This window comes from Bacteroidota bacterium, assembly GCA_016715425.1.
Classification (GTDB): Bacteria; Bacteroidota; Bacteroidia; order Chitinophagales; family BACL12; genus JADKAC01.
This window is the reverse complement of the sequence record JADKAC010000005.1, coordinates 424,371-437,878: the sequence shown is the minus strand read 5'-3', so window position 1 is coordinate 437,878 and position 13,508 is coordinate 424,371. Positions and strand designations below refer to the sequence as shown.

10 protein-coding genes are annotated in these 13,508 nt (G+C 34.5%); 1 reads left to right on the top strand and 9 read right to left on the bottom strand.

The features are described 5' to 3' along the window. Positions 1 to 35: 35 nt before the first annotated feature. Positions 36 to 1,508, bottom strand: a complete 1,473-nt coding sequence (locus IPN31_07680; protein MBK8681768.1) for a hypothetical protein — start codon at positions 1,506 to 1,508, stop codon at positions 36 to 38. A gap of 91 nt (positions 1,509 to 1,599) precedes the next feature. Between IPN31_07680 and IPN31_07675 the strand changes: the two genes are divergently transcribed. Beyond that, positions 1,600 to 3,078 carry a proline--tRNA ligase gene (locus IPN31_07675; GenBank protein MBK8681767.1) on the top strand — a complete coding sequence of 493 codons (1,479 nt, stop codon included), beginning with the start codon at positions 1,600 to 1,602 and terminating at the stop codon, positions 3,076 to 3,078. A gap of 9 nt (positions 3,079 to 3,087) precedes the next feature. Here the strand turns inward: IPN31_07675 and pepE are convergent, their stop codons facing one another. The 8 genes from pepE to IPN31_07635 form a co-directional block, all read right to left on the bottom strand. Then, on the bottom strand, positions 3,088 to 3,792 hold the full coding sequence (gene pepE, locus IPN31_07670) for a dipeptidase PepE (protein MBK8681766.1): 705 nt from the start codon (positions 3,790 to 3,792) through the stop codon (positions 3,088 to 3,090). A 67-nt stretch (positions 3,793 to 3,859) separates the two neighbouring features. Beyond that, entirely contained in the window at positions 3,860 to 4,570 is a 711-nt protein-coding gene (locus tag IPN31_07665; protein MBK8681765.1) for an FKBP-type peptidyl-prolyl cis-trans isomerase, read from the bottom strand. A gap of 67 nt (positions 4,571 to 4,637) precedes the next feature. Beyond that, the gene (locus tag IPN31_07660; protein MBK8681764.1) at positions 4,638 to 5,981 is read right to left on the bottom strand and encodes a vanadium-dependent haloperoxidase; all 1,344 of its coding nucleotides are present in this window, start codon (positions 5,979 to 5,981) and stop codon (positions 4,638 to 4,640) included. Positions 5,982 to 6,281: 300 nt separating this feature from the next. Next, positions 6,282 to 6,779 (bottom strand): dihydrofolate reductase, encoded by a 498-nt coding sequence (locus IPN31_07655; GenBank protein ID MBK8681763.1) that lies wholly within the window; start codon positions 6,777 to 6,779, stop codon positions 6,282 to 6,284. Then, positions 6,776 to 7,570: a thymidylate synthase gene (locus tag IPN31_07650; GenBank protein ID MBK8681762.1), complete on the bottom strand. Its 795-nt coding sequence runs from the start codon at positions 7,568 to 7,570 to the stop codon at positions 6,776 to 6,778. The genes IPN31_07655 and IPN31_07650 overlap by 4 nt, the downstream gene beginning before the upstream one ends. Positions 7,571 to 7,679: 109 nt before the next feature. Next, positions 7,680 to 9,008, bottom strand: coding sequence for an alginate export family protein (locus IPN31_07645; GenBank protein ID MBK8681761.1), 1,329 nt, complete (start codon positions 9,006 to 9,008; stop codon positions 7,680 to 7,682). A 97-nt stretch (positions 9,009 to 9,105) separates the two neighbouring features. Then, positions 9,106 to 10,830, bottom strand: a complete 1,725-nt coding sequence (locus tag IPN31_07640; protein MBK8681760.1) for a sodium:solute symporter — start codon at positions 10,828 to 10,830, stop codon at positions 9,106 to 9,108. A 132-nt stretch (positions 10,831 to 10,962) separates the two neighbouring features. Then, the gene (locus tag IPN31_07635; protein MBK8681759.1) at positions 10,963 to 13,455 is read right to left on the bottom strand and encodes a PIG-L family deacetylase; all 2,493 of its coding nucleotides are present in this window, start codon (positions 13,453 to 13,455) and stop codon (positions 10,963 to 10,965) included. Between the last annotated feature and the right edge of the window lie 53 nt (positions 13,456 to 13,508).

Sequence of the window (13,508 nt, the reverse complement as noted above, 5' to 3'; positions counted from 1 at the left end):
GTTTTTTAAAAATAAAAGAGTAATTGCTTTAGACCTTATCTTCTGCTTCCACCTCCGGAACTTCCTGAAGATGAACCACCACCACTTCTTCCTCCTGATGAACTTCCACCACTATTAATGGATGGAGAAGGAGAAGAAGAAGGAGTGCTACTTCTGTAGGAAGGTTGAGAACTGGATGAATTATTATTCCAGCCTGAGCTCTTATTGCTTTGACTACCCTTATTTTCAAACCAATTATTTTTTGGCTGTTCAGGAGCAACTTCACTGCGAGTGCTCTTACTTGGAGGCTGAGAATAATTATTATCTAAACGCTCACTACTTCTTTCAGGATAAGTGAATTCAGGTTTTTGATATGTATTGCTGCTATTATTATTGCTTGCAGGTTTATCAAATCTATATGAATTATCCTGAGTGGCTTGTCCTGAATTTCTATCAGAAGGTGCATATTGAAATGTAGACTTACTATTATTATTGCTATTGGTATATGTATTTGCAGGTTTGCTGCTAACATTTCCTTTATTGCTACTGTTACTTACGGATTTAGTAGCTTGAGTAGGCTTATTATTGGAATAACTTTTTACAATTTTTACAGTGCTATTATTACTCATTGCAACTGCATCATTATTTACAGCAAAATCTTTTTTGGAAGTGATATCAGATTTATTAGTTGCAATAGCATCATTTTTATTTAGGCCATTTATATTATTTGTATTAGCCGAAATACCATTATCCAAATTCAAATTATCAGTTTTATTTGAAGGCAGTCTTTCGGATAAACCACCACCTGTAATTCCATGATAAGTTCTGTCGCCACCACTGGTGTTACTCGAGCCGGTACCATTTGGTCCGTAATAATAATCATTGCCATAGCCATAGCCATAATAGCCATCATAATACCCATTGTTGTAACCATTATAGTAGCCGTTGTAATAACCATTATTATATCCGTATCCATAGCCATAATAAGGATAACCATAACCATATCCATAACCGTAATAAGGGTAACCACAACCATAACCATATCCATAATAAGGATAACCATAACCGTAAGAAGGATAACCCCAACCCATTGAACCCCAGCCCCAATTAAATCCTATTGACAATCCAAAACCGCCGTAATAAGAAGGGTAGTAATAAGAAGATGAATAACAAGGTGCGTAATAACTAAATCCATAATAAGGTGAATAATATCTGTCTATGGAATTCATATAGCTTTCATCATTCTCATCGTAGTAATAATTATTTACTACATAGGAATTACCTTCTTCATCATAATATTCTTCACTGCTAAATCCATCTGAATACACTCTATATTCATCTTCGCCAGTTGAAGAATATTCAGAATCATTATTATTAGCTGATTGATTGTTAGTTGTTGTAGTAGTTGTTGTTGTATTTGAACTTCCAGGTGTAAAATAAATATCATCATATACTTGGGCACTCAACCCACTAATGATAAATAGTGTAGTAGTTAAAAATAATGTTTGGAGTAGAGTTGTATGTTTCATATTCTTTTGTTTTTAAAATTTAAACGTGCTTCTTGTTGCTTTATTAACTTTGTATTTCTATAAATTTCAAACACCATACCAAATTTAAACAATGTCTGATAATATTACAAGTAGAGCGGAAGATTATTCTCAATGGTACAATGATCTTGTACTTCAAAGTGGACTGGCTGAATACGGTGCTGTACGTGGAAGCATGGTGATAAAGCCTTATGGATGGGCTATTTGGGAAGAAATGAAATGCATTCTCGATAAAAAGTTTAAAGAAACGGGTCATGTGAATGCGAGTTTCCCATTGTTGATACCTAAAGGATTTTTGGAACAAGAAGAAGGACATGCCGAAGGGTTTGCCAAAGAGTGTGCCGTTGTAACACATTACAGATTAAAAACTGATCCTACTAAAAAAGGGAAATTAATGGTGGATCCGGATTCTAAATTAGAAGAAGAATTAATTATACGCCCTACTTCTGAAACAATAATCTGGAATTGCTATAAAAACTGGATTCAGAGTTATCGTGATTTACCGATACTAATTAATCAATGGGCAAATGTGATGCGCTGGGAAATGCGTACAAGATTATTTCTGCGAACCTCAGAATTTCATTGGCAGGAAGGGCATACTGCACATGCAACTGCTGACGAAGCAGTTGAAGAAACTGTAAAAATGCTAAATGTGTATGCAGATTTTATGGAGAACTACATGGCAATTCCTGTTATTAAAGGAGTGAAAACTGCGAAAGAAAGATTTGCCGGTGCCATTGATACTTATTGTGTTGAAGCATTGATGCAGGATGGCAAAGCATTACAAATGGGTACTTCACATTTTCTGGGTCAGAATTTTGCAAAAGCATTTGATGTAAAATTTTTAAACAAAGAAGGCAAACAGGAATTTGCGTGGGCAACCAGTTGGGGAGTGTCAACTAGAATGATGGGTGCATTAATTATGGCGCATAGCGATGATAATGGATTAATTCTTCCTCCAAAACTTGCACCACTACATGTTGTAATAGTTCCAATTTTTAGAAGCGAAGAACAGTTGGCAACTGTTTCTGCAAAAGCACAGGAAATAATTTCCGTATTGAAACAAGCTAACATCATTGTAAAATTGGACGATAATGATCAGGCGAAACCCGGTTGGAAATATGCAGAATACGAATTGAAAGGAGTGCCTATAAGAATGTCTATTGGAATGCGTGATATTGAAAATGGAACGATAGAAGTTGTACGCAGAGATACTAAAGAAAAAATGATTTGGCAATCAGAAAATATTGCAGAGCAAGTAAGCAAATTGTTAGAAGATATTCAATCCAATATCTACAATAAAGCATTGCAATTCCGCAATGATAGTTTGCGCAAAGCAGATAGTTGGGAAGAGTTTAAAAATATAATTGAAAATTCAGCCGGATTTGTATTAGCACATTGGGATGGCACATCAGAAACTGAAGAAAAAATTAAAACAGAAACCAAAGCCACAATTCGTTGTATTCCTTTGGATGCAAAATCTGAAGAAGGAAAATGTGTGTATTCCGGTAAGCCAAGTTCACAACGAGTGTTATTTGCTAAAGCTTACTAAAAGGATTTTTTATAAAAGAAAACTTAAATCAGAACCTGCATTTAACTCAACCGTTTTTTGATTTTGTTGAAATAATCTTGCAGATAAATCACCTTTTAAAACAGCTTTATTTCCAGTGACATGAATCCAACTTCCTTCTCTTAATCCAATTACAGGTTGCGTGTTAAATTGAATAAATTCTCCAATTCTGGTTTCTCTGGTTTCGCCCATATGTATATTGCCTTCAATTGGATCCTGAAAATGCGGATTAATATTAAAAGGTACTAACTGTAATGCATCAAATGATGGTGGGTAAACTACAGGCATATCATTCGTCGTGCCGATAGTCAACCCGGTAATATTACTTCCCGCACTTGTACCTAGAAATGGAATTCCTGATTTTAATATTGTGCGTAATGGAGAAATCAGATTGTTTTTGTATAACTGATCCAATAACATAAAGGTATTACCGCCTCCAGTAAAAATTGCTTTTGCATTTTGTATAGCTTCCACGGGATTTGAAAAAGTATGTATACCTATTAATTTCTTATCAATACCCGAAAAAAAGGTAGATGCTTTTTCTGTATATACTTCATGGGAAATACCGGAAGGTCTTGCATAGGGTATAAACAAGATTTCGTTACTCGATTTATAAAATTCTAAAAGTGTTGGTTTAAGATATTCTAAATAGACTTGTCCGTAAATTGTGGATGTGCTGGCAATAATTAAATTCATTTGAAAAAATTTTCAGTTCATTTTGTAATTGGTCGAAAATAAATAATTTCAAATAATTAATCAATAACTATTTCCTATTAATCCCGACTAACTCAATTTTAAAGTAGAGAGCAGAATTTCCGGGAATAATCCCATTATATCCACCATGCGTGCCATAAGCTTTTTCCGGAGATAGCCAAATTTCAGCAATTGTTCCCTCGTTCATTTTTTTAAGTGCTACTTGCCATCCGACTATAACCGTATTCACATTAAATGTTGCAGGCACTCCCCTGCTAAATGAATTATCAAATTCTTTACCGTCGGGTAATTGTCCTAAAAAATTAAATACTACTTCATCATTTAAAGTTGGGGGATTATCTGTTCCTTCTTTTATTATGCGCATGTAAATTCCCTCATCTAATTTTTTCACACCTTCAAGCTGAGAAATACTATCAATAAAATTTTCAGCTATAGTGAGATTTTTTGCTAATATAGATTTGGATAAGCCTTGTAAATAAGTATTGATATAACGCATGCTATGCGTTTGATCAATTAATAAAATATCAGATTTTAATGAGGCTGCAATTGCAGTATTAAATGCTTCATAATTAATGGAATCAAAGCCCTGACCATTTAAGGTGCGAGCTACATTTACTCCTAATGCATAGCTTACTGAATCCAAACTATTTCTTAGTTCAACATGGTTGCTGCTATTGCCTGATGTTATTGCAGGAGTTTGATTGCATGACATTAAAACATTTGCCACAATACCTAAACAAATAAATTGAATGTTTTTCATATCTGTAAAAATAAAAATAGGCCGGTAAATCCGGCCTATTCATTAAAAATTATAAATCAAAAAATAATTAATCCCACTTTAGAGCATCGATATTCTTTGCAACAATGTGTCCCATTTTAATTCCCTGAGTACAAGCTTGCGTATAATGTATTCCACCATATACTCTTGATATTGCTGCTTCACCTGCAGCATCATCAAAACTGCTGAAACTTCTTGCCGGATGCACACCTGCATGCGTATCATCAGTGAATGCATAATCATAACCAAATGTAGTTTCCATTATATAAGAGAATGCGCCCATATTTACTGAGTGACCTGAGGTATATTCAGGAAATGGAGGTGTACCTACAATCGTACTAAATGCAGGGTCAATTACTTGGTTGATATAAGAAATAGGTCTGATTAGATTAAAGATAAATTTATTGTTCCAACAAACAATGAAGGCATCGTTAATTGATAAACCAAGCTTTGCATAAGTAATTGCAGCCACTGCTAAATTGCTATTTTCTTTATCTATAACTTGTTTTGCAATTGAGATAGCATGACCAGGAGGCGTTACTGTATTACCCGGATCATCAGCCCAGAATAATGCAATCGCAGTTTGTTCAGGAGTGCTGTTTTCTACATAATCATATACTTCCATTGCAGCACGATACATAGTAGAAGTAGGCACAGTAGAATATGCATAAGGAGGAACAGCGACAGCTTCTGTAAGATTAACAGCCAAGAAAGGGCGAACTGTTCCCCAGTATGGTTGTAATGCACCTGTAAATCCCGGAGGCGTTGGAACCCACATACCGTCACCTACCGGTGCTATATAATCTGAAGGGAAATTAGATGCGTAACATTCATGACCGCCATCTGTTTTAGAATATTCGAAAATTGCATCTGCAATTGCTTGTCCAAATGCAACTGATCTATCATATACATCAGCAGGAATATTAGAAAATTCTGCATCAAAATCATTGTAGATTCCAGTTAACAAAGCAAGATTATCAGCTGAGCAAGTAGGCGTTAAATCTAAAATCATATTAAACATCGCTTCACTTGCACATAATGCCCAATGATATTTTTCATTTGCTTCAACTTGAGGTAATGAACCTAGTTCATTTAATTGACCTGCCATAGAATGACTACCATCTATACCTGGACGAGTGGCTTCATATAATGCAAGTCCAACATAGCCAAAACCACGGGCAGCTACCGGTGGCGACCAACCTGGTGTTTCTTTTACCATTCTCAAAAACTCATCCATATAAGTTTGAGCAACTCTTGCATCATAATCTGATGTGCTGTTTTGAACAAAATCTCCGTCCGGATCTAGGACAGATGATTCTTTTTTACAACTTGCCATTAATAATATTATGGCGAAAAAGGCAGTAAAAAATTGTTGTCTAGTAGTAATTTTCATATCGTTTTATTTTGAAATACAAAGGAAAGACCTTTTGTAATTCCAAAATCAAACAGAAATTAAATTTCACAATTGAATTTGTTAATCAAATACAAAAAATACTTAATCAATCTTAAATAAAGGCAAAAAGTATTCTTCGGCAGAATTTAAAAAATAAAAGGCGAACGCATTCCTCAATTCCTCTCGCCATATTAATCTTCGTTAGAAGGCTGAATTAAGGATTAACTAACCGGAGTTATTCTTTATGCATTTATTATTGATAAAATTAAGTGTGGTGGATGTTAACCTTGTATAAGAAAATCATTTCCTGTCAAATACTAAAAAGGAATAATTATAAGGATTTTTTTCATCCTTTGAATAATCAGAACGAGATATCATTTCCCAATTTTCCGGATCGGGAATTAAAAAATAAGTATCCCCTTCAAATGTATCATGAATGCGGGTGAGATAAATTCTATTCACCATTGGCAGAGCTTGTTTGTAAATTTCTCCCCCGCCCAAAATAAAAACCTCTTCTTCATTTTTAATTACATCCAAATGCATTGCAGTTTCGATAGAATGTACGATTAAACTATCCGATGCTTTAAATGAATTATCTCTGGTAACAATAATAAATTTTCTTTCGGGCAACACTTTATTACCTAAAGCATTGTATGTTTTGCGGCCGAGAATACACCAATGATGCATTGTGGTATTTTTAAAAAATTGCAAATCGGCAGTGAGTTTTTTCCAGGGCATTTCGCCATTGAAACCAATAACTCCATTTGAATCTGCTGCTACTATTATTGAAAATATCATACACTTACTTTTGCTTTAATATGTGGATGTGGATCGTAATCCAGCAAAGAAAAATCTTCAAATTTAAATGCAAACAAATCTTTTACTTCCGGATTAATTTGCATTTTGGGTAACGCTCTCGGCTCTCTTGTCATTTGCAATTTTGCTTGTTCAATATGATCACTATATAAATGTGCATCACCAAAAGTATGAATGAATTCACCCGGTTCTAAATCACACACCTGAGCAATCATCATTGTGAATAATGCATAAGATGCAATATTAAATGGCACTCCCAAAAATGTATCTGCACTGCGCTGATATAACTGGCAACTTAACTTTCCATCCGCTACATAAAATTGAAATAAGCAATGACAGGGAGGTAATGCCATATGTTCAATATCCGCAGGATTCCATGCACTCACAATTAATCTGCGTGAATCCGGATTATGTTTTATCTGATGAATAAGTTGTTGAATCTGATCTATTTTTTTTCCATCTGCTCCCGGCCATGATCTCCATTGATGACCATACACCGGACCCAAGTTTCCACTTTTATCTGCCCAATCATCCCAAATAGAAACTCCATTTTCTTTTAAATATTTAATATTCGTATCACCGCTAATAAACCAAAGCAATTCATGAATAATAGAACGTACATGTAATTTTTTTGTGGTGAGTAATGGAAACCCTTCTGATAAATCGAAGCGCATCTGATAACCAAATATGCTTAAGGTACCTGTTCCTGTCCGGTCGCTTTTGGAAACACCTTCTTCTAAAATTTTTTTAAGTAACGCATGATATTGTTGCATAAATCAAAATTAAGAATAGCAACGCAATACAATCCAGTAAATACTAATTAATAAAAAGATGAATTCTTTTTATTCACAATCATTCAACACACAAATAATACGGTTTGAATTATCCGGCAACTTTTGATTCAAAAAATTTCGGTGTAAACTTGAATTGGAGATATGTAAAATTTCCTACACTGCGTGTTTCCTCTGGTATGAGTTGTTTCACCTGCTTAAGTGTTTCTGATCCAAACATAAAACATGTTCCAAATTGTACAGTTACCTGATCGTCAAACGTATAATTTAACAACCAGTCAATCTCAGTTCCCAGATATGGTGAAACAGATTGTGTGGGATTTGTTAAGTCAGCAATTTCAGTAAATGATTGATAGGCATGCAGGTGAACCCATGTATTAAACTTACTTGTAAATGCATAAGAAGTTCGAATATAAATATCTTTTAAGCCGGCATCACCAAATCCATTACCGCAATAAAAATAATCTGCATGTCCATAAAATTTATGATTGATACCATAGCTTGGAGTAAAAAAACGATTTGTATTTTCCGGTGTTTGATCTTCTCCTGCTACACCATCATTACCACTCAACATATCCACCCCCGGTGTAATTACTAATTTTTTATTGGCGAGTTTAAATTCCACTTCTATACTATACAATTGTGCATTTAAAGAATTGTAAGCTAAATCTTCTCCTAATTGCTGATAAAATTCCCCATGAATATTTACCCCGGGTGATACAGTATATTTTAATCTTGTCCCTGTTGTTATTCTACTATTAACTCCATTGGTTGATATAATACCAGCGGAATCTGTGAGTACATTTTGAAAATCATCTTTCAGAAATAAAACAGCAAAATCAAGATTTTTAAATTTATGATGAAGCCTTGCAAATTGTAACGATTTATAATAATTACCATAAAATGCCGTGCCGGTCAATTCATCTGATTGTTGATTGAAAGCTGCACCCAAAATAACCTCCCATCCTTTTTCTTCCAAAAAAAGCACCGCAGCATCATGTCGGATTCCCTGAGGTGGCCAATCCAGATTACTTAATATTCTGCCTCCATCATAATTCAATGCTTGTCGTCCGATTCTAAATTTTAAAAGATCCGGACCTTTTGAAGAATCTAATTCCTTACTGCAAAGATTCAAATCGGCATACGCTTCATAAATTGAGAAATTATTTTCTGCTGAGTTGATATAACTATTCTGTCCAAATAGGCCGGTGTGCTGCGGTGTAAATCTGAAATTCACTCGCTTGCTTTTATAATCTACTATCAAACGTGTTCTTTCATTTACTAAGAAAGCGGGTTCAGCATCCAAAGCAGGTAATGTTTTGAAACCATCACGATACTCTATACGAGGACGGAACTCGCCGGATAATGAAAATGATTGAGAGAATGCATTAAATGTAAATACACTTAAAAGAAGTATCAATGGAGCAAAACGTCTGATATACATGGATTCGCTGAAACTGTAAATGCGAAACTATCCTACAAATGATCAACATTTGTAAATAATATTTAAAGGTTTGTTAATGGTTTGTAAACAATCTTCGGGTAAACACTTGTTGAATTATTAAACTTAAGAGCATAACTAACAGACTACCCAGAACATTATACCATAAATAACTCAAATGCAGAGACGGAAGCCCCCAATTGAACCGATCATTGAAATCAATATAGAAAATAATGAATTGTGTAATTAGGGCTGCAATGAATACCGCATTGCCCGAAACTGATTTCAATAATAGTGCTGTTAAAAATATCCCCAATATGGTACCGTAGAATAAACTGCCAATAATATTTACAGCTTCAATCAGATTTTCAAATTGAGATACGATAAGCGCAAATCCAATCGCCAATAATCCAAATAATAAGGTGAGTATTCTTGATGCAGTTAAATATTTTTCAGGTGAAGCATTTTTAATTAATAGTCTTTTATAAATATCAATAGTGAAAGTAGCAGCTAACGCATTTATTTCTGATGCAGAAGAACTCATCCCCGCAGAAAAAATTACGGCAAATAATAAACCTACTAATCCTATCGGGAGGAAGTCCATTACAAAGCGCATGAAAATATAATCATTATCATCTTCTGCTTTCGGATTATTTTTAGTAACCAACAATTGCAATTCGCTACGCAAACTATCATAATGTGTTTGAGTAGTAATCAATGTACTTTTTTCACTTTCAATCTGAACATCTTCTTCTGCATGCAATGCGGAAACATAATTATCTAATGCAATTGATTTATTAGAAAAAGCAGATTCCATTTTATCATTCAAATCAAAAAATTCTGCACTGTATTTTGAAGTTTTTATATTCTCAATTTCCTGCGTGTTGAAATACACAGGTGGCTGATACATTTGATAAAAAACAAATACCAATACACCTGTAATTAAAATAAAAAACTGCATTGGTATTTTCATCAGTCCATTAAATATTAATCCCAGACGACTATGTGCAACTGACTTACCGGAAATATATCTACCGACCTGACTTTGATCTGTTCCAAAATAACTGAGTTGTAAAAACAATCCACCCAGAATTCCACTCCAAATTGTATAGCGATTATTCAGATCAAATTTATAATCTACAATATTCATTTTGCCGAGTGTTCCTGCTACATGCAATCCATCATTAAAACTCATTTGCCGGGTAATATAATACACCAGAAATCCGAAGGCGACAAACATTCCTGTAAAGATTACAGCCATCTGTTGTTTGTGTGTAATTGCAACGGCTTTTGTACCACCGGATAAAACATATCCAGTTACAAAAGTGCCTATAAAAATCACTGTAAAATTTAAACTCCAGCCAATTAATTGCGATACAATAATTGAAGGTGCATAAATGGTAATTCCTGCCGCAACACTTCTTTGCAATAAAAATAAACCTGCAGTTAATGTGCGAGTTTTTACATCAAATCTTTTTTCGAGAAATTCATACGCAGTAAATACTTTCAATTTATAATACATCGGAATAAAAAATACTGCAACAAGTATCATTGCAATAGGTAGCCCGAAATAAAATTGAATAAACCCCATACCATCGGAATATGCTTGACCGGGTGTAGATAAAAAAGTGATTGCACTTGCCTGAGTTGCCATTACAGATAAGCCGATTCCCCACCATCGTTCTGTATTATCAGCCTTAATAAATCCTTCAAGATTTTTATTGCCTCGAGTATGATAAATACCGTAAGCAGCAATAGAAATTAAAGTGCCCAACATCACTAACCAATCTACAGCACTCATCTATAAAATATTGTCAGATATGTAAAGAGAATAATTTGAATCAAAAGAAAAACAATCAATAAAATATACCATTTATTCCAAGTGCCGAATATAGGTGCATCATTTTTCTGATCATTTTTTTTCGTTACCATATTAAGGTGTTGCAGGTTTGTAGGCGAGTAAATTTATAAACAAACGATATGCTCCGGGAACGCCTGCAGGCAACTCTCTAAAAAAAGAAATACCTGTATAAATAAATGCGCCTTTACCATAATCGGCAATAATTAATGAGCCATTTTGCGCATTTTCATCCGGATCTGTAAATGCAAGTGGAGTAACATACGCCGCATCCAAATCTGTGGCGAAATATAACCCTCGTTCTTGTATCCAACTTTCAAAATCGGTTGCGGTTATTTTATTCGGTGTATTTAATATCGTATGTGCAGGTAATAAAAATGTAACCTCCGAATTCTCATCTGTTACTCTGCCTCTACCAATTTTAAACGGATAAGGTGCATAGTCATCCGAATACAAATCACGATGGGTGTTATATTGCACAATATAAATTCCACCTTGTTGCATATATTCTTTGAAGGTATTGCGTGCGTCTGCTAAATCTTTTGAAGTATTGTATGCACGAATGCCGGCAACAATTACATCATATTGCATTAATTCATTTACGGAAATATTTTGCGGATTTAATAAGGTGATATCTGCACCTAATTGTTGTAATGATTCAAATACTTTATCTCCTGCACCTTCAATGTATCCTATTTTCAAAGCAGGAATTTCTGTATACACTTTCACCATTTTTACAATTGCATTTTCAACTACTACCTGTCGTTGAATATGATCATGATCTATCACCGTAATTTTTTCTGCAACTTGTTCGGGTGCATATTCTGTAGAGGAAAATATTTGTAATGTTGTTGAAGAAGCAAATGCGGGTGGAGTAATTTCAAATTCTAATTGCAGTGATTCTCCTTTTTGTAAAATAATATTTTTATTATCGTTTGTAATCTTCCAACCATCTGCTATTTGCAAGCGCACATTTCCTTGTTTAATATCTCTGAATGCTTTTGCAGTAACTATAATTTTTTTCGGCTTATTGTCACCAAAAACGAACACATCTTCCGCAAGATTCACTGTGAGTTCAGGAACTATTGCCAATGGCTTTATTATTTCCCCTTTCACTGCATCTGTTTCCTTAAATACAACACCTCTTATAATATCCATTTCTACATCTTGCATAAATTGCAAATGATATTTTACAATTACAGCAGGATCACTTTCAGGTTTTCCTATCATCGTTTTATCTTTCACTTCAAAAAAACCATTATAAGGTAACTCCATCCAATACGGTGTTGAACTTGCATGTGTAGGAATAATAATTTGCATTGTATCCAAATAATTATTGTTTAATTCCAGAGTTCTGTTTATCGCAATTACAGAATCATTTACTTCTATATTTTTTAAAACAACATTTGCCGGCATGCGCACTATTGAATTATTTACTATTGTTAAATTTTCTCCTATTGCAGCCATATCCTGTGTTGCAACCGGCTCCAACCATATGCCTGCACAAGCCAAAATAATATTTTGCAATTGTTGCTTTTTATAAGTAGTAATGTTTTGTTTTGGAAGTGCATTTATCACTTTATATAATTGTAATAATTTTGGTAATGAAGCGGCAGGATTTACGATGTTATAATTATTAATTATTGAATCAATCATACTTCCAATATCGGCACCCATACGAAAGCGTTCCCATGTTGTATTTATACCTTCAAAAATATCGGTATCAAAAGATGGCCCTTTTGTAAGTGTGAGATATTCTATGAGTGAACCTCGAACCGGTGTACTACCAAAGCCCTGGCTTTTATGATGTGTTCTGCTATTTGCTGCAATTTCTCCATACGATGCACCAAGCAATGGATTGTATAAACCCATATCAATAATGCCTACATCCTTTGCATCTTTTAATTTTTCTGCAAGTGAAGTATCCCACCAAATGCTTGTATTCCAAAAAATGCGTTGTGTTTTCCAAGGCGTTACATACGCAAGTTGTTCGGGAAACATAGTTGGATCCGCTGCTGCATCAAAAGCCTCTTGCGCAATAATTGCACTTACCGTATGCTGTCCATGCCCTGCTCTTTCATCCGGAGGAAATCGTGTTATAATAATATCAGGTTGGAAATTTCGGATTACCCAAACTGCTTCTTCCAATAACCTATCGTGATCCCAAATAGAAAAAGTTTCTTTCGCAGTTTTTGAATAACCAAAATCTACTGCTGTTGTAAAAAATTGTTCACCGCCATCCGTTTTTCTTGCTTCCATTAATTCCTCCGTGCGCAATAAACCGAGATATGCACCCAGCTCGACACCAACAAGATTTTGTCCGCCATCACCTCGGGTTAATGATAAATATGCAGTGCGTGATTTTTTTTCATTTGCAAAATAGGTGATCAATTTTGTGTTTTCATCATCAGGATGTGCTGCCATATACAACACATTGCCTGTTGTATTTAATTTTTCCAGTTCATGTAAAATACGGGCGGCATCCCAATCAATATTTTGAGCACGGGCAACTCCTGAAAAAATGATTACAAGTAAAAATAAAGTAGTAATAAATTTATTATTGACCATATCTGATAACTAATTGAATAAGCTCAAATATAAAGAAACAGAAATCAGACATT

Bases quoted from the DNA above. Each gene is read 5' to 3' on its own strand.
- IPN31_07640 (MBK8681760.1), bottom strand. From the start codon at position 10,830: ATGAGTGCTGTAGATTGGTTAGTGATGTTGGGCACTTTAATTTCTATT.
- IPN31_07680 (MBK8681768.1), bottom strand. From the start codon at position 1,508: ATGAAACATACAACTCTACTCCAAACATTATTTTTAACTACTACACTA.
- IPN31_07660 (MBK8681764.1), bottom strand. From the start codon at position 5,981: ATGAAAATTACTACTAGACAACAATTTTTTACTGCCTTTTTCGCCATA.
- IPN31_07650 (MBK8681762.1), bottom strand. From the start codon at position 7,570: ATGCAACAATATCATGCGTTACTTAAAAAAATTTTAGAAGAAGGTGTT.
- pepE (MBK8681766.1), bottom strand. From the start codon at position 3,792: ATGAATTTAATTATTGCCAGCACATCCACAATTTACGGACAAGTCTAT.
- IPN31_07635 (MBK8681759.1), bottom strand. From the start codon at position 13,455: ATGGTCAATAATAAATTTATTACTACTTTATTTTTACTTGTAATCATT.
- IPN31_07665 (MBK8681765.1), bottom strand. From the start codon at position 4,570: ATGAAAAACATTCAATTTATTTGTTTAGGTATTGTGGCAAATGTTTTA.
- IPN31_07655 (MBK8681763.1), bottom strand. From the start codon at position 6,779: ATGATATTTTCAATAATAGTAGCAGCAGATTCAAATGGAGTTATTGGT.
- IPN31_07675 (MBK8681767.1), top strand. From the start codon at position 1,600: ATGTCTGATAATATTACAAGTAGAGCGGAAGATTATTCTCAATGGTAC.